A 19,542-nucleotide genomic window follows, 5' to 3' on the forward strand; every position below is an offset into this window, starting at 1 on the left:
CAGATTTGCTTTTATGCTGTTTTAAAGTTATATTAATGATGCATTACAAAAAAAATGATTTGTGAAAATATCTAATGAAACAAAAGTCGGCATATTAGCAACAGTTGCAATTGCTCTATTATTTATAGGGTATAGTTTTTTAAAAGGAAACGACGTCTTCAGTAGCGATAATACATTTTATACAACTTACCATACAGTCGACGGGTTGACTTCTTCCAAGCCGGTTTTAGTTAACGGTTATCAGATAGGACGGGTGTCAAAAATGACCTTACAACCAGATGGTAAAATAAAAACGGAATTTAAGATCCATTCCCATTATAAAATCCCTAAAAATACGATCGCTCGTATTTCCAGCACAGATCTATTGGGTAGTAAGGCAATCGTTTTCGAGATGGGCAATAGCACAGAAATGGCCAAAGATGGTGATTTTCTAAGTTCAGGTATCCAACCGAATATCATGGATAAAGTTGAACCAATTCAAAAGCGAATTGAAACAATTACGATCAAACTGGATTCTACATTGACAGTGGTTAATACGGTTCTAGATAAACAATTTCAAGATGATTTTAAGAATAGTATTCATAGCATATCCACTTCTCTGAAAAATGTTGAAGGAATCACAAAAGATGTAGAGGGGCTTGTGGGAACTGAAAAGGGACGGTTAAATAGAATTATGGCCAATCTGGAATCGATCACATCCAATTTCTCACAAAATGGTGAGAAAATCAACGCAATAATGGCTAATCTAAATAATATAACAGATAAAGCGGCACGATTGGATTTTGAACAAACTATGAACAAGGTAAATGCAACCATGTCCGATTTTCAAAATATTACCAGCAAGATTAACAGTGGTAAGGGGTCAATTGGTTTGTTGCTTAATGATGAAGAATTATACCACAATCTAAATAACGCATCTAAAGAAATGGATAATCTCATGAAGGATGTCAAGGAGAAACCTGGTAAATATATCAAGCTTTCTATTTTTGGGAAAAAAGGTGAAAAATAGATTTTGATTATCAGAAGCCTTATATAGAAAAAGCCTGCAATTTGCAGGCTTTTTCTATATAAGGCTTCTTTAGGTTCTTGAATTAGTTCGCTCTCCCTCGCAGTAGAAGTTACTACGCACCTGATTAGCTCTCAAATACGCTACTATTGTCACCGACAAACAGTCCTGCTACTTTTTCCTTTTTTCTGTTCAGAAGTTCTGCTTTACTGTTTTGGGGTTACGTTTTTTTTATGGCTGTGTATCGTATTTTAGTCGGCTACAGGTAAGCGCTAACGGTGCTAAATTTTCTTTTAAGGGGTCATTGGGGCTATTTTATGAAATCACCTGGTGTATTTTTATCTAGGTTGTTTATCATTGCTGGTGCTTAACTTATGACCAAGTTGATACCATATCCAATATTAAAACTCTATTAACACTATTTTTATAGGGTATTAACAGAGGGTTAATAGGGATATACCCCTGTTAACCCCCTGTTATACCCTTGTTAATACCCCGTAATATCCCTTTTAATAGATAAGTAGGTGTTAATCAATAGTTAACTTGGTCCTTTGTTATCTGAAACGATCGAAAAAGATGGAATGAGATAGATTACAGCCCCTGCGGATGGTCAATTTGAAAGGGAAATCAATAATCCTGAATCCAGAAATACCGGGTTTACTTTATGGTCATCCATTAAACCAAAAAATTAACGCCACTCAATAAGTGGCGTTAATTTTCGCAATTGCAGTATTTTACTAGCGATTTTATTAGTAGTGTAAGTATATAATCTCACTATCTGATTTTACAGCTGTATTAGAGGGTTTCTTTAAGCCAGGTAAAGAATTCTCTTTGCCAGACCTGAGCATTGTGTCCTGATAGTACCCAGTGGTTTTCATCAGGGAGATAGACAAGTCTGCTCTTTATTTTTTTCAACTGAGCCAGTTGAAAGGCTGCTAAACCTTGTCCTATCGGAACACGGTAATCTTTTCCGCCTTGAAAAATCAGAATAGGTGTATGCCAGTTATTTGCTTTCTCAATTGGATTAAACTGTGTATAAGATTTTTCGTTTTTGCTATCCCAGTAGGCACCACCCAATTCATGATTGGCAAAGAACAATTCTTCCGTCGTACCATACCAACTTCTCATATCGAATAAGCCGTTATGTGCAATGAATGTTTTGAAACGATTTTGATGGACTCCGGCTAACTGGTAAACGGAATAACCACCATAACTAGCGCCAATTGCTGCTCTACGCGCTGTATCGACATATGTTTCTTTAGATATGTCATCTATAGCAGATAAATAGTCTCTGATGGGTTGTCCGCCCCAATCTTGCGAAATTGCTTCATTCCATTTTACTCCCCAGCCGGGCATGCCTCTACGATTTGGTGCGATAACAATGTAACCTTGTGAAGCAATTAATTGCAGGTTCCAACGGAAAGAATAAAACTGTGTGAGCGCAGATTGTGGCCCACCTTCACAGTAGAGTATAGTTGGGTATTTTTTTGCAGGATCAAAATTTGGCGGGTAAATTACCCATGAAAATAAATCAGCACCATCGGACGCTTTTGTAATACGTCTTTCAATTTTGTTTTCCGCAATTGCTGCATACTTGTCGTCATTGACATTGGTGACCGCTGTCAAAGATTTGTTTTTGAGGTCAAAGCTAAAGACTTCAGTCGCACGCGTGAATTTGGTCAAAGTAACAATCAGCTTATCTCCGGTTTGACCAACAATACCCGTAATATCAAAGTCTCCAGTTGAAATTTGTTGGATCTTCGGAAGACTTTTTGACTTTATATTCGAAGGCACCTCTAATTCAAATAACTGCACAGTACCTTTGGTGGCGGCAGTAAAGTATATTTTGCGATTATCATTGCTCCAGATAAAACTGTTGACGGTACCATCCCAGTGTGCTGTTAAATTTAATCGGATTGAACTGCTTTTATCAAATAGGATGATGTCATTTTTGTCGGACTCATAACCATCGGTTTTCATACTGAGCCAAGTTAAACTTTTACCATCTGGAGAATAACTTGGTGCAACGTCATAGCCGTTCATGCCTTCGGTGAGATTGGTGGTTGTACCAGAAGATAATTCATAACGATAAATATCTGTGTTGGTGCTTACGGCATAATCTGTCCCGAATTTTTTCTTACAGACATATAGTATCGCCTTGCTGTCGGGAGACCAAATGAAATCTTCAGCACCACCGAAAGGTGCCTGTGGACTGTAATAAGGTTGATCCTTCAGTAGATCAACGGGATCGCCTATCTTTCCATTGCTGTAGCTGGCAACAAAAGGGTGATTGAATTTTCCATCATTGAATGTATCCCAATGTCTATAATCTAAGTTGTCATAAATATAGGCATCCGATTTTGGCAATTCTGGGTATTTATCTGTGCTATGGTATTTTTTGATTAATACAGATTGGCTAAAAAGAATATGTGTTCCATCAGGAGAAAATTTGACATTTTCCAGGGCCATTTCACCGGATGTCAGCTGAGTTGCCTCTCCCTTTGTCAGATTTTTTTTCCATAGGTGGCCTTTCGATAGATAAATCACATCACCATTTTGTTCGATCTGGACTACTGCTTCGCCTCCTTTCTGATCCGTAAATTGACCACCAGCACCATTGGCTAATGAGATCGTATAAAGATTCTTCTCACTCGTATTGCTTTCCAGGTTGTAATTAGAAACACCATACAGCAATGTTTTGCCATCTGAAGAAAGTCCTTCGGCCGATACACGTCCGAGATCCCAAAGGGTGCTAGGGTTAATCGGTTGTGGTGTTTCAGTAACCATCTTAAAACTGGATTTTCCACCTTTGCTTTCTTGCGCATTGCTGAGGTTGCATGCCATAATCGCTAATGTAAATATTGTAAGTTTTTTCATATATATAATGCTGAAAAATGTCCTCGCAAGTTACAGATTTTGCTACTAAAAGCTAAGCAAAGGATGAAAATAGCCGTCTTATTTAATAAAAAGACGGCCATTTGTTCGGATAAGTTTATTTCTTGAGCAATATGCCGATAATTACCCAATAGATTTTGAGATGTTGCTTATTGATCAGCATGATTGTTGTCAAATTGATACCAATTAATTTTTGTGGAAACACGCATCAGGATTGCCAAAATAATAAAGATTCCGATCGTTCCCGCGATGAGTGAGTAATCTCTAAGTTGCATGAGTACATAGATGAATAAATAGAATGTACCCAAAATAGACCCGAGTAAAAGTGCAGATTTAAGATTTTTTGTAATCGCTTTTATAAAACTTGCAATGAGCATTACGGTCGCGATTGCTGCGATTAAATACGCGAGATTAAATCCGATATGTTCTGATAACGCTAATAATAGTGTATAAAAGAGTACCATGGCTGCTCCAATTAGTACATATTGGATAATATGGATTCTTTTTTTCTTGATGATTTCAGTGAATAGGAGCGAAGTGAATGTCAAGAGGATGATCAAAATACCGTATTTAGCTACCCGTGTTGTTTTTTGATAGTTATTGATATCTGGTAGAAAATTGATAGTGATCATATCCGAGTTGACCAGCATGTCACTAGGTACGTTTGTATCAGATGCAGCAGGGGCAGTGGGCTGGGGCGACTCAACTTCATCTGTCAGGTTGCCCCTGTTTTTTTCGAAAAGATAGATTGGGTAAATGTCTCCTGACCATTGTTGGGGCAGCTTGCGACTAAAGGAAGGGATCTCCCAGGATGCTGAAAAATTGGCGTTGTCGACTGATCGCTTAGTTGGTAAGAATGCACCGACAAAACTCGGATTAGCCCAATTCCCTTTTGCGGAAATATTTGTTTGATCACCGAGTGGGACAAAATTTAATGATTTTGAACCTTTTAGGTCCAGTGTGATTTTGAAAAGGCTCTCGCTTTGGGGATTGATTGAGATTGGGCAGACCAAATTTTGATTGAATAGTTTGAGGTTGTTGAAATCAGGATCGAAAGCTGACTCTAGACCATTCCATTTGAGAACAGGGCGTCTACCTAATCCCTTAAAATCTTGTATACCAAATACTAATCGACTTCCTTTCCAATCAATCTTTTCAATTGGGATTTCCAGCTTTGTTAGATCGATTTTATTAAAGCTACCTTCGATCGAGATATGACTGTTATATACCACAGTATTATAGATCCCTCTGGAAAGATGCTGCGGACTGATGTCTGTGATGATATTCGAACTTTGGGGTAGGATAAATATCCACTTTGTTTGTTTGTATTCGAATGTTGCTGAGTTTTTACTTTTTTCAGCGGGCTTCTGAATAATTTCGCTGTAGGGGATTGCTACGACGGGACCGGAGATGACCTGCTCTTGGCCCCAATTAAGCGCAATACCTTCGGATACGCTTTGCTCGCGAGTTTTACGTTCTTCAATTAGATCGCTGATCAATGTCAGTGGTATGAGCAATAGCAGTGAAAGAAATAAGATGACAAATAATTTTAGGACAGTTGAGTTGCTAATTTTTTCAAAAAGCGAATACTGTTCTGCTGCAAATGAGCTTTGGGGTGTATTTTGGTTTTCCATGATTTCATTTGTTTAAATCAACCTGAATATTTTTACTGTATAATGCAATTTGGAGTTCGGTAAGCTGATAATGAAGTATCTCTTTGAATTCAATATGGTGGAATCTTTGTAGGGATCGGCCTTTCTGGAAGGTTTTCTTGTAATATTTAAAATGTTCTGGAAACAGGATGCCACCAATCGCGATCATTCCCATTAAGTATAGACTGACTTTTCCGTTACCCAACAGAAGATATTGCATGGCAATTTCATCTTGAATTTCAGTTCCCGTTCCCGTTATAATATGGAAGACATCGTGATTTTCCAATTTCGGCATGACATCAAACCCCTTGCTTGCATAAAAGAGACCCAAACTATGGCCAATGCTCCCAATTGGGTAGGTTAAAAATTCCTCTTTGCTAATTCCCCATGCTTTTTTGTTCCATTTGAAAATATCTGCATACACTTTGGAAGACCAGTTGTAGAGATGAAGCATAAGTTTTAATCGAATTCCTTTCATGTTTTATTGTTTTAAAAGTACTTTGAAATTCAAAGTGTTTGGATAAAAAAATTATTTATATTGTTGTTTTATTAAATTTTCTAATGCAATAAGGTGGTTTTCAAATGCTTTTAAACCTTTTGTTGTCCTTTTATATTTTGTATTGGGTTTGCGGTCAACAAAACTTTTCTCCACGACAATATACTCTTCCTTCTCCAGTGTCTTGAGGTTGGAGGCTAGATTTCCATCAGTTACTTCCAATACTTCTTTGAACGAATTGAAGTCATATTCTTCATTCACTGCAAGAACGCTCATAATTTGTAAGCGGACTCTATTTTCGAATATTTTGTCATATAAAGAAAGATCTAATTTCACGATTCGTACTTTTTGTAAACGATAAAACCATAGATGATATGTAACACACCAAATCCTAATCCCCATAACATCAGTCCGTGGTCTGGAAGACATACTGCTATTAAACCTAAGCATATTTCTAGTATGCCTAACCATTTTACTTCTGTGAAGGTATAAATGCTGCCAGCAGCTAAAGCCAAGCCATAGAAAATAAGCAGTATCCCAGCAATCAAATGATAATAACCTTGAGAAAGTAGGACTAATGCTAAAACTCCTCCAGTTATCAAAGGGATTGAAACTGCAAATAAAAGAGATTTGCTGGTAATGTTCCAAATCGACTGCTTATTTTTCTTAGCTTTCTTTCGAGCCATTAACCATCCGGTCAATAATGAGAGCGTCAGAATCAATAGAGCAACTATTAAAAAGAGTGTAGGAATAGTCAGACCAGAGGCGAACCGATTGATCACAGCTTCGGGACTTGCTATCGCATAGTAGCCAAGTAAAGTTCCTAATAACGCATAGCAGCCGATAAGAACACCTGACAAACCGCTTATCGAAACAAATTTGGAGGATTTCTCCATCAATAATCTGATCTCTCCAAGCTCTTTAAATAAATCTTTTTGTTCCATAAAAGTACTTTGATATTCAAAGTAAATGAATAATAATGAATTATGCAAGAGGTAGAAAGAATATTGAAAAAAAATAAAAAAAAGAGTGGAAAATACTTGCAAGATATAGGTTTGGTTTCTATCTTTGTGGCATCAAAAGAAATCCTAATGCGGAAGTGGCGTAATTGGTAGCCGCACCAGACTTAGGATCTGGCGCCGCAAGGCGTGGGGGTTCGAGTCCCTTCTTCCGCACTTGATGTCCTCCCGAACTTAAAACCTCGGGAGGATTTTTTTATGAATGCGATATAGCTAAAAAGAGTATGAATATTTCACACGAGAATGTAGATGCAATCAATGCGGTCGTCAACGTCGCATTAGCACCTGAAGATTATAATCCTCAAGTCGACAAAGAGATTAAAGCGCAAGCTAAAAAGGCAAAATTACCAGGTTTCCGTCCGGGTCAAGTTCCAGTGGGACATATCAGACGTACTTATGGTAAATCTATTTTATTTGATGAGATCAATAAATTGGTGAACGATAGAATCACGAATTACATTTCAGAGAACAAATTAGAAGTATTAGGTCAACCACTTCCTTTGGAAGATGACGCACAATATAGCTGGGATTATAAAGATAATTTCAATTTTAAATATGAGATTGGTTTAGCTCCTGCTTTTGAATTGCCTTTTACTGCTGAGACTGAGTTTGCTGTTTACGATATCAAAGCTGATCAAGAGACCTTGGCAGATCGTATCAAAAACTTACGTCGTAGCTATGGAAAGATGACTAATCCAGAAGTATCAGAAGAAGGTGATGTATTGTATGCTACCTTGAAACAAGATAAAGAGGAAGGTCTTGAGAAAACAACTTCGATCCGTACGGATATCGTTGAAGATGCAAAAATCAAGAAATCTTTAGTAGGTCTTAAAAAAGACGATGCTGTTAAAATCGATGTTAAGAAAGCTTTCAAAACAGAAGATTTAGCACGTATCTTAGGTATCACTGAAGAAGAAGCTACAGCTTTGGATGTAACAAAATTCGAATTGACTGTTAAAAACATCAACCGTTTAGAAGAAGCTGATCTTAACCAAGAGTTTTTTGATAAATTGTTTGCAGAAGGTGAAGTAACTGAAGAAGCTCAATTTACTGAAAAAGTAAAAGAAGAAGTAGAAAACTTATTCAAGCAAAACTCAGATCAAAAATTACGTAACGATATGTATACTTTTGGTATGGACAAAGTTGATGTAACTTTCCCTGAGGAGTTCTTGAAAAGATGGTTGAAAGCGACGAACCCTAGCATTTCTGAAGAGGAGCTTAATGAAGGTTTTGCTGATTTCTTGAACAACTTGAAATGGACAATCATCGAAAACCGTGTTGTTACTGAAAACGGTCTTGAAGTTAAATATGATGAGGTAATCAATTTAGCGAAAGAACGTATCTACGCACAAATCAAAATGTACAATATCAACGAAGAGCCTTCTGATGAGCAATTGAATCAGTTTGCAATTCAATTGTTACAAGACAGAGAGCAAGGTAACCGTTTGTTCGAAGAAGCTAAAGCTTTGAAAGTATTTGATCACTTAAAAGGTTTGGTTAAATTGAACAGCAGCGATATTGAATTTAAAGAATTCGAAAAATTAGCGTAAGCGATTTTTAACATTATTATAAGAAGGCCCTCCAAATATCTTGGAAGGCCTTTTTTTATGCCTTCAATGAAGTCTCCTTTATACTATTGATCGTTTTGATTTATAGAAGCTACCTAGATATATCCCTTGCTCTGATCTTACCATTTGGTAATCATTGATTCATTCAGCTTTTTTGATTGTGATGGGATAGCTGGACTAGCTTTTACTATTATTTTAGTAGCCTATTGTTAGTTGGGCTGGCTTTTCTTTACATCTGTTTGGGTTGGAATAAAGAAATTATTCTTCTTTCCCAATGGAAATAGCCTTTTCAGAAATTCAGAGAAGGTGTTAAACTCTTGCCGATATAATAATCCAAAGGCGCTGATATATTCCCCATCGTTTGGACTAAGAAGAAAGTTTCTTGTGTTTAGGCGGTTGGAAGCCCTAAGTACAAGTCGACCATCTTTGCGCAAATAAAACATAGCTTCAGCATCAGTTGAAACCCGATCTGAGAATACATTCAAATCTGTTAATGCCTGACTCCTGCGATCCGAAATACCGCCTGTTAGAACTAACCTGTCATTAAATAGGCGAAGGGACGCAGAGGCGTCATTCAATGATTTAATATTGATATCAAAGAAATTGATATTGAGTGATTGTGCGATGATATTATTGATTTGATTGAAAGCAATTTCGGTGCCCGCTGATAGTAATGTATTGTTGACTTCTTTCCCAAAATCACTTTGTGTTCCGGGGGTGAAGCTACGTCTCACAATTAAACTGAGCGCTTGCTGGTTGACATTATTGGCATCAGAGAAATACCCTTGCAGCTCGTCCTTCACACCAGGGTTCTGTGGGAAATTGATGTCAAATGTAATATCGGGTTGACTCAATTGACCTTTTAAAATCATGTCCGCTTGTGCTAGTACACGCTCAGGATTTTCCTCTCTTCCCGCAGCATTGTACAGTGGAGCTAAGCTGGTTCTCTGTTGGTATATTGCGTTGATATTGATATTGGCTTCAGTCGGATTGCCAGCCCATCGTACAGTTCCGCCCTCCTTTAAGTCAAATATTTTGTTGATATAATCCTGTGCGGTGAAATTAAACTTACCACTGTTTACGATGAAATCACCGAACATTTCAAAATCTCCCAGTGAAGATATTCGCATATTCAGGTTACTATTTCCTTTGCCCGATAGTTCCCCCATACTTGAAAAAAGGTTGATTTCAGCATTTGGTGTGATTAGTAGATCCATATTCATCGTCAAACCATTAAAATCCCGTTTCTTTTGATTTTTCTTGATTTTGGTAGAGTCTTTTTCTATAAAGTAGATGAAATCACTATCGGAAATTGTACTTGTGCTATTAAAAGGTATATTGATGACTGTGTTTTCTTCTGATTTAGCACGTATATTGATGTTCATTGCTGATGTCAATCCCTTAAACTGGAAGGTTCCGGAAGCATAAGCGGTGCCATAATAAGTATTGTTATCTTTTATTGTTGTATTCAATACCATGAAATTCTTTGCCTCAGCTGTCACATCTATATCCGGGTCACTTAACTTGTTAAGATCAACAATGCCGTCGATGGTCGCTATATTGTTTTTTTGATCGTATATTTTGAGACCAGCAAGGAAAATTCTATTGTTGGTCACATTGATTTCTTCGGAAAGACGATAGGGGGTTTTGAGGTAATTGATAACCATTGAAGCATTGTCAAGCTTTCCCGATCCACTAATTTTTGGGTTTAGGATATCACCTTCTATGTCAAGGTCTGCATTTATCTTACCTTTAATGTTGGAAACTAGACTTCGCAGAAACGGTTGAAAAACAAATACATCTGTATTAACCAACGTTGCCCTAAGGTTGAGTTTGTTATTTTCACTTAGGTGGTTGTAGGAACCCCTTAACTGAATTAATTTATCACCTTCTTCTATTTTACTATCTAGTTTTACCAATTGGTTTTCAGGGTCATAATTAGCACTAAGTGCTAATGCTCCTATTGGGATATTGTTGTAAAGGATGGGGGATGTCTTGATGTTGGCAACGATAAATGGAGACTTAAAAACAGAATTAACCTCAATCTTTCCATTTAAATTTCCTGACAAATTGATACCGTGTGGTTTTGTGATACCATTGAGCGAACTGAGATTAAAATCCTGGAATCTTAAATTGATTTGATCTGAAACGTCATTTGATAATATGCCATCAATATGCACTTTCTGCTCAGCATGACTCAATGTGAGTTTCTCAAAATACCATTTGCCTTTTGAAATTTTTAATTGTGCATCATTGTTGACAAGCCACTGTTCTTTGTTGATAAGTATATTGGATGGGTAAAAATTGATGAAAGCTGGTTTTGCATGGGCAAAACGGATAACGCCATTGAGATCTAAGCTATTGCTGGCTTCCAGTTCTGACATTTTTATGTTGAACTGTAAACTGTCATTGACTAAGGTGTTTGAAATATTTACATTCTTGATGTAAGTGCTATCCGTAAAATTGATCTGGTCTATGGAAGTCTGTAGTTCCATATTTTTAAGATTGGCATTTTGGTCAATAATCAAATGGGTGAGACGTATGCCATTGTATTTAAATTCAGGTGCATAAAAATTAAAATTTGCGGTCTGCTTTTCGCTGGCAAATTTTGCATTCAATGTTGCTCCACTATCCAGGGCGATGTCTTTTCTAAAGAAGGTTGCAATAGGTCTGAAAGATTTTATATTGATATTGAGGTCAAAATCCTGACGGTTAAAGTCATTCTTTTCAAATCCAATTGCAGGAGCGTAACGCATCGCTAGTGCCTTAAAATAAGGGACAATCGTGTTTAGATCAATTCTTCCTTTGAGGTCTATATGGCCAATAGCAGACTGCAGTGTTAACGACCGCGCTTCTTGATTTCCTTCTGCGAGGAAATTGATGTTTTTGATCACAAACTTTCCTTTGGAAGAAGTAAAACTTACACTATCGGATTTAAATTCCCCGGTAATATTATTGATGTTATCCCCAATTAAGCTCGTATGTAATTTGGTGTCTACAATATTGATTGAGTCACCTTGAAAGAAATTGAGCTTTTTTAAATTTGCCTGTTGTATATCCGCATCCAAGTGATAGTTAGGCTGGGCGGACCAGTCTATATCTGTCGTAAACTGTAACCTAAGATGTGGGTCATATATTGTTCCCGAACCGAGAAATAATTGTTTGTCTATATCGCCTTTAACCTGAATCTGCTGATAGGTATATTGTTTAAAACTGAAATTAGTTAGATTCCCTGCTATATTAAGTTTTAAATACTTGGGATCAGTACCTGTTCCATCGAGCTGTAGATCGAAGCCAGAACTGCCTAAATCTTTTAATTTGGTAGCTTTACCAAGATCAAATTTTTTAGACTGAAATTTGCCGGCATATTTTATTTCTTTTCGTAGGTCTAGTGTTCCATCAGCTTCTACATTACCAATGTCAGTAGCGAAGGCACCAATGGTTTTAAACTTATTGTACTTTCCAAGTAAGCTGCCTTTGAATGTGAATTTATTGAAAAGTGTGACAATCTCAGGAAGTTTGAAGTTTTTTAAATTACCGAGTTCACTAATAATATTTTTGAGATCACTATGTTCAGAGGAAATAAAAACATGGGGAACAATAAAATCTGTCTTGTCTATATCAGGTAGGCCTATAATTTTTAGATCGCCCGCTAATTTGGTGTTTTTTCCAATGGTCAGATCTAATTGTGAGGCATTGATGGCTGCTACAGTACCCTTCAGGTTCGATTTTTTGATCTTTACATCAAACTTGACCTGGTGCATTGGGGATGAAAAGAGGGCAATATCTTCGGAGTGTATGCGCGAATCGCGTGCACGTATCTCGACATTGACTTTATGAATAAAGTCTGAAAAATCTGAGAAATTATTGTAGCTTAATTTTATATAATTTTTGACTGTGGAACGATTGGTTGTGAGCATGAGATCTGTCAGTTCAATGCTTTTGTTACTTACTGAAGCATGGGCGAGGAGTCCCTTAATAACCAATCCTTTTTTTTCATTAAGATTGAAACCTTTGATGTCTGCTGAGATACGATTGGAGTCAATTTTTATATTACTAAAGTGTGCATTTAATTTTGATATACCTAAATCGCCAAAATCAACAACTTTATTATAGTGTTTTTGCCTATGGTTAACATAGTTGAAAGAGTTGTTGTTGATAATAAGTTCTTTAATGTCAAAGATTATTTTTTTTGAACTTTTCTTTTTCTCTTTCTTTGGCGGGTTGAAATATCGGATTAAAAATGAGATATTGCTGCTATCCTTAAATTGTTCGAAATTACTTTCCGTATTTTCAATCTTCAACTTATTAATGACAACCCTGTTCAATTCTATTAGCTGGGATAGATTTACAATTGCCTCTATTTTTTCGGACTTTATTATTTTTTGACCTTCTGGGGTATAAATTTCGAAGCCCTCTATCACAACTGATTTAAAGGGTTTAAAATAAATACTTTTTAAACTGATTTTGGTGTCCAGCTCCTTGGATAAATACTTGATGGTCTTTTGTGCAACAAAATTTTGTACAGGTTTCAGCTGTAGCGATAATGCCAATGCAAGCAGTATAATGAATATACTACCCAGGACTATTGACATTATTTTTATTATTTTTTTGATACTTTTGTATTCTAATTTATAACTCCAGCTATGGCTATTATTTTAGGGATTGAATCCTCTTGTGATGAAACCTCCGCTTCTATTTGTATTAACGGTGAAATTCATTCAAATGTTATTGCTACTCAAGCAATCCACGCAAAATATGGTGGAGTTGTTCCCGAGTTAGCCTCACGTGCCCATCAACAAAATATTATTCCTACGGTGGACGAAGCCATTCGTCAAGCAAAAATAAGCAAAAATCAAATAGATGCAGTGAGTTTTACGCGCGGACCTGGATTATTAGGTGCTCTTTTGGTCGGAACTTCTTTTGCAAAATCATTTGCACTTGCTCAGAATATTCCGTTAATCGATATAAATCATATGCAGGCGCATATTTTGGCCCATTTTATTGAAGAACCGAAACCGAGTTTTCCTTTTTTATGTCTAACTGTTTCAGGTGGGCATACACAAATTGTCCTGGTAAAAGATTGCTTCGAAATGGAATTATTGGGTGAAACTTTGGACGATGCTGCAGGGGAAGCCTTTGATAAGACGGCTAAGATCCTCAATCTGCCTTACCCCGGTGGACCGCTTATTGATAAATATGCAAGTCAGGGTAATTCCAACATGTACAAATTACCAGAGCCTCAAATTCCTGGACTTAATTTTAGCTTTTCAGGGTTAAAGACAGCAATACTCTACCTTGTTCAAGATCAGTTAAAACAGAATCCTGATTTCTTGACAGAAAATATCGCAGATCTCTGTGCTAGCGTGCAATCCCGTATTGTCTCTATCTTATTAAATAAATTGAAGAAAGCCGCAAAGGAAACGGGTGTGAAAGATATCGCGATTGCGGGCGGTGTTTCTGCTAATTCTGGACTAAGAAAGGGATTGATTGAAATGGGGCAGCAATACCGTTGGAATGTCTTTATTCCTAAATTCGAATATTGTACAGATAATGCAGCGATGATCGCCATTGCTGGATATCATAAATATTTAAAAGGGGACTTTGTTGGTCAGGATGTAGCTCCGATGGCGAGAATGCATTTATAAAATATTATTAAAGAACGTTTCCCTAATTATCTAACTAGGGAAACGATAATTTCCTTATAAAGGAGAACTGTAACCGTAGGCTTGTGCTGCTGATGTAAACTTGTCTTTTTTAGGTTGATAGAAGTTTAATTCATAACCTTCTGCTCCCCAAAAAATGCTAACAAAACTAATTCCTGCTTCCGAACGCAGTACAGTGAGAACCTGGAATGCTTCATTATCAAACTGACCACCATCATCGACTCGCCAAGTGCTAATATCATCGTAGGTGGCCGGAAAATCCAAATTAATTAATTGGTCTTCTTTGATATAAGAAAAAACCGCCAATGCGGAGTCTTGCTGGTTTTCAAAAACTGTGAGATTGAATTCAGCTTGATCTTTCAGGACTGCAACTGTAGTACTTTTGCTTATTTTCCTTTTATATTTTTTTTCCAGCTTTTCCTTTACCTCTGGAGTTGTCTCGCGCTCAACTTTTGTAAAAGGTTCTATTTTATATTGACTCAAGAAAGCTTGATTGACCAACATTCCAAAATCACCGGATTTAATTTCGTTCTTTATCGTGAACAATGAGCCTTCGCTATTGGCAAAGTTTTGTGCTGTCTGCCTTCCATTGCTTTCCTTATTGTCCGATTTATTCTGTATAAATCCCAATGGGCTAACTTGATTTTCTATAATGACATAGTTATATTTTTCGGGACTCTCCATGGCCTGATCCATTGGAAGGGCAATTAATGAATCTTTTTGCTGATTCAAAAAGCCAAAATAAGGTGAAATTAATTGCTCTTTATTTTCACTCTTAACCGGAGGTTTGGATTGATTTTGACTGTTGTCACAACCGTATAATGTAAGTAGAAGAATAGCTAAAAAAAGTGATTTCATAAGAGTGTGTAAAATTTTTATGAAATATAAGGCTTTCGCGCATCATAATGAAAAGATTTAAACTTTAATGTTATGATGAACTCAAAATTGAATATCTATCGCAAGGAATGGCTGGATGTTATCTTTGCAGGTCGCAACAAGATGTATGGTGCATATGAATTGCGGAATTTGTCAAATAGAGCAACAAATGTGGGGTTAGCTATTGTTGTTTCCTTTGCTTTCCTTTTGATCGTGGGTTCTTACGGGTATAATAAATATTTTAAGAAAGCCATGCCAATAACAACTACTACGATTGTGGATTTTCCTAATGATTTAGAAGAACTCCAGAAAGAGGCTGAGAAGAAAGAAGAGGTAAAAGAAGAACCTATTTTAATGCAGGAGAAAGCACCGCAGCAGATCGCGCAGGATGTTTCGAAGTTTGATTTGGTGCGTCTGCCGGAGCCTAAGATTACGAAGGCAAAAGAAGTAACTGAGGATGTTGCTACGCAGGATGAACTGAATAAACCAAATACAATGACCGCGCGTATTACATTAAAAGCAAATGCCGCTGGAACGCATATCGCAAGAGGTGAATTTGGTCCCTCTAAGAAAGATGGTGGTATTACAGGTCGTACGGTAGGACCGGAATCAGGGGGAGGTGCCGATAATAATGGAAGTACCCTGTTTGAGACTGTTGAAGTAATGCCACGTCCGGAAGGGGGAATGCCTGCTTTCATGAAATGGGTGTCGGAAAACTATAATTTTCCGCAATCAGCTTTGGATCAAGGCGTGTCTGGGGTTATTGAAGTATCTTTTGTAGTGGAGCGAGATGGATCTTTGACTGATATTGTGGTAAAGCGGGATATGAATTTTGGAACTGGTGAAGCCGCAATTAATTTATTAAAAAAGGCAAAAAAATGGAAAGCTGGTGTTCAGAATGGACGTACTGTGCGGGTGGCTTATACCTTGCCTATCCGTTTAAGCGCGGCATCTCAATAAAACCAATCTTAACTTTATTTAACAGATGAGGTTTTAAACTTTTGATGGTCAATAATACTCTTATAGATAAATAGGTTGGAAAGTCAATCTATTAAAATTGAAAGATTGTTGATTTAAAAAATAGAGAGATGAAAAAATTGATGTTAAGTTTGGCGTTATCCGGATTAATGTTAACAGGTTTCGCACAGGAGAAAAAGGATCTTAAATCAGATACCAAAGAAATGACGGCTCCATTGCACAAGCATTCGAAGGATAGAAAGCACGATGGCTTAAAAAATAAAAACCCGGAAGAATTGGCTAAGATCAAAACAGATCGCATGGACCAAAAGTTGAAATTTACAGATCAACAGCGCAAAGAGGTGTATGCATTTCATTTGAAGCAAGCGCAGGATCATAAAAAAATCGCAGCTGAGCGCAAATTGTATCGTGAAAAGATGAGAAAACAACGTGCTGCGGATCATGAAAAAATGATGGGATTATTGACTCCAGAACAGCAAAAGACATTGAAAGATTCTTATGCTGAGAACCATAGAACACACAGAGAGCATTGGAAAAAGGATCGACAAATGCGAAAAGGTGATTTTAAGAAAGGCGAGGGTGAAAAAGTAGTTGATGCTGAGGCAAAAACAACTTAAGGTTAAAAAAAAGAGTAGTTTTCATATTAATAATTGGTGAGTGTTAGTTGAAAAGGGGATCATTGATCCCCTTTTTATTTTTTATAGGATGCACATATCCGATGTGCTGTTTTTGACCCGTTGTTTTAGCGAATAAACCTTCGTGTAATTGAGTTTGTATCAAAAAGCTTCGTAACCAAATAGCTTAAACCAAAACTTAGAAGGGCAATCGACAGAATTTTTAGGGAAGCGGGAAGATAATCAATATTCAGAAACGTATCTGTCATCGCCTGTACAATAACAAAATGACATAAATAAATGCCAAATGTGGCTCCTGCTGTATTTTTTATCCACTTGGATTCGCGAATATTTAATTTTTGCACGATGAGAAATATTGCGACAGTCATCATTGCGACATTGATATTACAGAAATACCAAACAATCTCCAAATTTGCGTAATTTCCTGGATAATGTTTTTGGGTTAGCAGGAAGCCTGAAAAGGTAATGATAAAGCCTATTACAAAAAGTGGAATTGCAATTGAAATAGTCTTAGTCAGGGACCATTGAAAAGGGTATTTTACCAGATAGTACGCTAATATGATATAACCTAGGAAACCTGAGAAATAATAGAATGTGCCAAATTCATTCCAATTGCAGACTCCCCATAGTCCCATTTGTCCATAATTGCCCGTGTAACCCAAAGTTGGGGCAATCATTTTGATGTAAGGTGCTAGAAGTGTAATTCCCCAAAAGCCGAGAAAATATTGAATATCTTTTTTACTGGCTTGATTTAGCCAGCTTCCGATAATTGGAATGATAAGATATAAACCGATTAACATATACATGTACCATAAAGGTGTTGTATCATAATTGAAGTTAAAGACTGCAGTATAGATTTTTGTTAAGGTTGCTTGTGTCGTAAAATTATTCATATCTATCAAAGCACTCGAACTGCTCTTAATAAAGTTCAGATAGATAAAAAAAGTGAGTGGTAAGACGATTGACCAAAACAATAAAGGAATAAGTATTCGGCCTATTCTCTTTTTGTAGAAAGTAGCTACATCGGTTTGTACAGGAAATAGTAGTATACCCGACATCATAGCAAATAGTGGTACACAGGCACGAACAATGCTACCCCAAAATACGCCTTGATGAAATGTGCTACTATTGTCAAACGTGCCAACGAAGGCGTCGCAGCTGTGCGATATTAAGACCATAAAGCAAGCTAAAATGCGGAGAAAATCTATCCAAGGAAGATACGTTTTTATATTTTTTGAAGTCATTAACAGTAGGTTTGGAGCGAAGCTAATAAAAAAAGTGGCATTAGTTTGATAAGCTAATGCCACTTTTTTGTTATTCTTTGTTTTTTTGCTGCTCTTTCCATTGTTTGGAAAAGGATTTTTCCGCTAGCTTGGGTAATTCCCGTTGATCGCCCCATGTTTTTTTAAAAAACTTCCGAAGGAAGAAGTTCATGAATTTCCCGCCAAAGAAATCAATCAATTTTCGACGTTGTATTCCGTATGTAAACCAGCTCCAGACTTTTTGTTCTGTTTTAGTGGATAACCCCTGCTCTACGGAGTCTTTTCTGTTGACAAGAAGCATACGTTGAATATCGATGCCTACAGGGCAAACTTCTGTACATTTACCGCAAAGGGTAGATGCATAGCTTAAGTGCTTAAACTCCTTCATCCCATTTAAATGGGGAGAAATGAGAGATCCGATTGGTCCTTGATAGGTTGTTTCGTACGTATGTCCGCCTATATTTTGATAAATAGGACATACATTTAAGCAAGCTCCACAGCGAATACAATATAGGCCCTGGCGTTGTTCTTTTTGAGCAAGGAGATTACTACGTCCATTGTCAAGCAGGATAACATACATTTCTTCAGGCCCATCAGACTCGTAAGGCTGTTTTGGTCCTGTGAGTAACGTGTTGTAGACTGTTAAGTTTTGACCTGTACCATGTGTGGATAAAAGTGGCCAAAATACTTCCAGATCTTGTAGTGTGGGAATGATCTTCTCAATGCCCACCACAGCAATATGTGTTTTTGGAAAAGTAGAAGTCAGACGTGCATTTCCTTCGTTTTCTGTAATCGCTATACTGCCTGTTTCAGCAACTAAGAAATTAGCTCCGGTAATACCCACTTCTGCTGCTAAATATTTGTCTCTTAATAACTCGCGAGCTTTTAGTGTTAACTGTTCTGCAGATGCATCCAAAGGAGTGTCAAATTTTTCATGAAAGAGCTTAGCGATATCTTCCAAGCTTAAATGCATAGCAGGAGTGACAAAGTGGTAGGGTTTCTGGTCTAGCAGCTGAATAATATATTCTCCAAGATCAGTCTCGATGGCTTCTATGTTTTTGGATTCTAGAAAATGATTTAATTCAATTTCTTCGGTAGCCATAGATTTAGATTTTACAATCGATCGTGTTCTTTTTCGTTCGATGATTTTATAAATCTCCTCCCGCGCCTCATCGGCATCATTAGCCCAGATTACTTTTCCACCACGTGCGGTAAAATTTGCCTCAAATTGTAATAGATATCGATCGAGATTTTCCATTACTTTCCATTTGATCAAATTTGCTTTTATTTTGGAGTTTTCGAGATCTGCAAATTTGCTTTTCCCCTTTTCGAAAGCAATACTGTATTTGTCGATATTATAATTTATAATATCGCGATGTTTGGTGTCAAATGCTTTCTGTGCACTTTCTTTTAAAAACGTATTTGCCGTACTCTCTGACATCTAATCTGCTGATTTTTCACAAAAAAAGTTGGTCGTTTCCTACCAACT

14 protein-coding genes and 1 tRNA gene are annotated in these 19,542 nt (G+C 37.0%); 6 read left to right on the forward strand and 9 right to left on the reverse strand.

Annotated features, from left to right (window positions below; all coding sequences use genetic code 11):
* Positions 1-61 precede the first annotated feature (61 nt).
* On the forward strand, positions 62-1,009 hold the full coding sequence (locus DFQ12_RS13365; protein ID WP_120259561.1) for an MlaD family protein: 948 nt from the start codon (positions 62-64) through the stop codon (positions 1,007-1,009).
* Between the two features lie 792 nt (positions 1,010-1,801).
* Here DFQ12_RS13365 and DFQ12_RS13370 read toward each other — a convergent pair.
* The 5 genes from DFQ12_RS13370 to DFQ12_RS13390 form a co-directional block, all read right to left on the reverse strand.
* Positions 1,802-3,883, reverse strand: a complete 2,082-nt coding sequence (locus DFQ12_RS13370; RefSeq protein ID WP_120259562.1) for a S9 family peptidase — start codon at positions 3,881-3,883, stop codon at positions 1,802-1,804.
* Between the two features lie 167 nt (positions 3,884-4,050).
* Positions 4,051-5,535: a cell envelope integrity protein CreD gene (gene creD / locus DFQ12_RS13375; protein WP_120259563.1), complete on the reverse strand. Its 1,485-nt coding sequence runs from the start codon at positions 5,533-5,535 to the stop codon at positions 4,051-4,053.
* Positions 5,536-5,539: 4 nt separating this feature from the next.
* Positions 5,540-6,031 (reverse strand): Coq4 family protein, encoded by a 492-nt coding sequence (locus tag DFQ12_RS13380; protein WP_120259564.1) that lies wholly within the window; start codon positions 6,029-6,031, stop codon positions 5,540-5,542.
* Positions 6,032-6,082: 51 nt separating this feature from the next.
* Positions 6,083-6,385 (reverse strand): winged helix-turn-helix domain-containing protein, encoded by a 303-nt coding sequence (locus tag DFQ12_RS13385; RefSeq protein ID WP_120259565.1) that lies wholly within the window; start codon positions 6,383-6,385, stop codon positions 6,083-6,085.
* Entirely contained in the window at positions 6,382-6,993 is a 612-nt protein-coding gene (locus DFQ12_RS13390) for a hypothetical protein (protein ID WP_120259566.1), read from the reverse strand. The genes DFQ12_RS13385 and DFQ12_RS13390 overlap by 4 nt, the downstream gene beginning before the upstream one ends.
* Before the next feature lie 149 nt (positions 6,994-7,142).
* Between DFQ12_RS13390 and DFQ12_RS13395 the strand changes: the two genes are divergently transcribed.
* Together DFQ12_RS13395 and DFQ12_RS13400 are read left to right on the forward strand one after the other, a co-directional pair.
* A tRNA-Leu gene (locus tag DFQ12_RS13395) sits at positions 7,143-7,224 on the forward strand.
* A 68-nt stretch (positions 7,225-7,292) separates the two neighbouring features.
* The gene (locus tag DFQ12_RS13400) at positions 7,293-8,618 is read left to right on the forward strand and encodes a trigger factor (RefSeq protein WP_120259567.1); all 1,326 of its coding nucleotides are present in this window, start codon (positions 7,293-7,295) and stop codon (positions 8,616-8,618) included.
* 227 nt (positions 8,619-8,845) lie between these two features.
* On the opposite strand, the gene DFQ12_RS13405 is transcribed toward DFQ12_RS13400, so the two are convergent.
* Positions 8,846-13,231, reverse strand: coding sequence for a translocation/assembly module TamB domain-containing protein (locus DFQ12_RS13405; RefSeq protein WP_120259568.1), 4,386 nt, complete (start codon positions 13,229-13,231; stop codon positions 8,846-8,848).
* 51 nt (positions 13,232-13,282) lie between these two features.
* Between DFQ12_RS13405 and tsaD the strand changes: the two genes are divergently transcribed.
* Positions 13,283-14,284, forward strand: coding sequence for a tRNA (adenosine(37)-N6)-threonylcarbamoyltransferase complex transferase subunit TsaD (gene tsaD, locus DFQ12_RS13410; RefSeq protein WP_120259569.1), 1,002 nt, complete (start codon positions 13,283-13,285; stop codon positions 14,282-14,284).
* 54 nt (positions 14,285-14,338) lie between these two features.
* On the opposite strand, the gene DFQ12_RS13415 is transcribed toward tsaD, so the two are convergent.
* On the reverse strand, positions 14,339-15,160 hold the full coding sequence (locus tag DFQ12_RS13415) for a hypothetical protein (RefSeq protein ID WP_120259570.1): 822 nt from the start codon (positions 15,158-15,160) through the stop codon (positions 14,339-14,341).
* Positions 15,161-15,232: 72 nt separating this feature from the next.
* On the opposite strand from DFQ12_RS13415, the gene DFQ12_RS13420 reads away from it, so the two are divergent.
* Together DFQ12_RS13420 and DFQ12_RS13425 are read left to right on the forward strand one after the other, a co-directional pair.
* Entirely contained in the window at positions 15,233-16,138 is a 906-nt protein-coding gene (locus tag DFQ12_RS13420) for an energy transducer TonB (protein ID WP_120259571.1), read from the forward strand.
* Between the two features lie 128 nt (positions 16,139-16,266).
* On the forward strand, positions 16,267-16,773 hold the full coding sequence (locus DFQ12_RS13425; protein ID WP_120259572.1) for a hypothetical protein: 507 nt from the start codon (positions 16,267-16,269) through the stop codon (positions 16,771-16,773).
* Between the two features lie 125 nt (positions 16,774-16,898).
* Here DFQ12_RS13425 and DFQ12_RS13430 read toward each other — a convergent pair whose 3' ends face one another.
* Together DFQ12_RS13430 and DFQ12_RS13435 are read right to left on the reverse strand one after the other, a co-directional pair.
* Complete coding sequence (locus DFQ12_RS13430) at positions 16,899-18,035, reverse strand: acyltransferase (RefSeq protein WP_120259573.1); 1,137 nt, start codon at positions 18,033-18,035, stop codon at positions 16,899-16,901.
* Positions 18,036-18,105: 70 nt separating this feature from the next.
* Positions 18,106-19,494 (reverse strand): LutB/LldF family L-lactate oxidation iron-sulfur protein, encoded by a 1,389-nt coding sequence (locus DFQ12_RS13435; RefSeq protein ID WP_120259574.1) that lies wholly within the window; start codon positions 19,492-19,494, stop codon positions 18,106-18,108.
* Positions 19,495-19,542 lie beyond the last annotated feature (48 nt).

It is taken from the genome of Sphingobacterium detergens (assembly GCF_003610355.1).
In the GTDB taxonomy this organism is placed as follows: domain Bacteria; phylum Bacteroidota; class Bacteroidia; order Sphingobacteriales; family Sphingobacteriaceae; genus Sphingobacterium; species Sphingobacterium detergens.